Annotated in this window: 1 protein-coding gene; it reads right to left on the reverse strand. The window is 27.1% G+C overall.

All coding sequences use genetic code 11. The features are described 5' to 3' along the window. Positions 1-81 precede the first annotated feature (81 nt). Positions 82-2,662 (reverse strand): hypothetical protein (locus L8U41_RS07795; RefSeq protein ID WP_263728256.1); only part of this gene is annotated, 2,581 nt, incomplete at its 5' end.

Genomic DNA, 2,662 nt, shown 5'->3' on the forward strand with positions numbered 1-2,662 from the left:
AATAACATTGATACAGTTACACCTGAGAGTATGATATGATTTGCTAGCTTTTTCATAATTAATCCTTTTTGGTATATTGCTTTAGTTTAAATTCACTACTATGCTTTTTGCATCTTTACTTACACTTAGAGTGTATTTAGCTTTTTGAACTTTTGTTTTGATGTTTTTATGTAAGCTTTGATTATTTTTAGTAATAGTTTCTAATAAGCTTTGTAAGTCTTTTTGATTTAGATGTTTATTGTTTGCATCTACAAAGCCTTTTTCACTTTGCATTAAAATAATGCTTTTATTTTTTACATTATTGCTTGTATATACATTAATAGAACTATCTTTAGAAAGATTAATAGCTTCTTTAGCACTTAAATAAGTTTTAGTATCATCTTTTAAGATAAAGCTATAATGATCAAAGTTATTAATAGTATTTGCTTTTATACTTGTATTTAATACTAAATGATTATTAGTACCATTTTTATGCATTAGAGCTTTTGATATAAAGTTATTATCTTCTTTAGTTTGTAAAAAGCTACCTGCTAATACTTCTATATTAGTATTATTAAAAATATTAGTATTACCACTTAGATATAAGGTATTATTATAGCTTTTATCATTTTCACTATATACACCAGAAGCACTTATAAATATAGCTTTGTTGTTTTTATACTCATCTATATTTAAATTATTTATATGAGTATAATTATCATGAGTATTCTTAGCTATACCTGCACTAATTACTATCTCCCCTTCTCTTTTATCAGAAGCTGTACCTAGGGCTAGATTATCAAAGATAAAAGTATTATTAGCACTTTCAGTTTTAGCATTAATAACATAAACATTAGAGCTAGCTGCACTTGAATAATCTTTAATATTTAAAGTATTATTATTAGCGCCTTCATTGGCTCTTAAAATGATTTTAGAACCTTTATCTATATTAGAAGCATTCGATAAGGATTGTACAAGATTATATTTTATAGTGTTTTTTTCTAAATTATCAGCTTCTATAATAGTAGTGAGGTTTCTACCTGATTTTACATTATCTAAAACTATACTATTAGCATTAGCACTACTTGCATAATAATCTTTATTATCCAAACTAACCTTACTTACTCCATATAAGTATAAAGGTATAGCTATGTTTGAGTTTTTAATAACAATGCTATTATTATTTGCTTTAGAGCTTAGAGTTTGTGCTGCTGTGATTTGAATTTTATCTTGATGGTTTTCAACAGTAAGTCCTTGGGTTAAATCCCCATTGATATTAATACTATTATTATTAGCTCCTTTAGTAGCTACCCCGCCATAAAGATTAAACTCATTTTTACCTGTAAAATTAGAATTAATCTCAAATGGCTTTTTTAGATTAATATTAATGCTATTATCATTAGCTATACCATTATTAGTCATACCTGCATAAAAGTCTAAAAGAGCTTTTACTTCTACATTGGTATTTAATGCTAATAAGGTTTGTAAGTCTTTTATATCTATAGTGTTTTTATAAGCATTACCTTGTATGATTTTACCCCCATAGATTTCTCCTACTAAGATGGCATTATAAGCTAATGGGGTATTTTTAGTATCTACTCTTAAATCTAGTTTTAAATCATTGATTAATACACTATTATTACTTACTTCATAGCTTTGGTTATTATTAACATCCACAAAAGCTCCTCCTAAGTGAGTAGCAGCTGAAGTAGAATATGCTCCACTTGGACCATGTACTAATAAAGAAGCTCCATCTATAATAACCTTATTATTTTTAGCATTGGCATTATAAGTAATAGCTCCTGTTACATGAGTCATTCTCTCATCAAAGATATTATCTCCTAGCATGCTTTGTCTATAAGGGGTAGTATGAAAGTCTATCTTTACTCCCTTGTTTAATATGACTGTATTATTATTAGCATTAGCATCTACACCAAAAGCACCTAAGATATAAGGAGCACCATTTAAAGGTAAGGTATAGGTGTTTTCAACACCCATATTTACATAGGCATCTTTTAAGAAATTTAAAGTATTATTACTTACTTCACCTTTTCTAGCTATGGCTGGAGTGATTAGAAAATTATATTTATTATCTAAACCCGTAGCTTTAGGATTGATTACTTCTTTATCAGTAGGTTTTAAATAATATACTGAAGATAATTCTCCTGCTTTTAATACTAAGGTATTATTATTAGCTTTTGCATTAAAGGTATAAGCAGAAACTAAAAAAGGTATATAGCTGATTTGATTTAGGGTAGTATTAGCTGAGTTAGAACTATGAAAGCCATTAACTACAAAAATATCTTCTTTAATACTTGGAGTGAGTATGTCTTGTTTAAAATATAAATCATTCATTTTAGAATGAGTTTTATCTTTAGGATTATCATAGATTAAAGTGATATTTGAAAGGTTTTTATTAGTAGCCATTTGGCCATAGAAGTTTTTACCACTTAAGAGTTTATAAGTATCAAGATTATAATCATATACATCATTATTATTAAATTTGTGCTCTTTAATAACATAAGTATTAGAAGCTTTATCATAATTTGCTTGGGTGGCTGCCTCTAAATAACTTAGGGAAAAAATAGCAAATAAAGAAAGTTTTAAAAGATTAGAGTTTTTATAGTTTTTTAAAGAGTTTAAAGTGTTTGAGTTAAAACGAAAATTATCGTTCCCCCCCCCC

Source organism: Campylobacter sp. RKI_CA19_01116 (assembly GCF_025771405.1).
Lineage (GTDB): Bacteria > Campylobacterota > Campylobacteria > Campylobacterales > Campylobacteraceae > Campylobacter_D.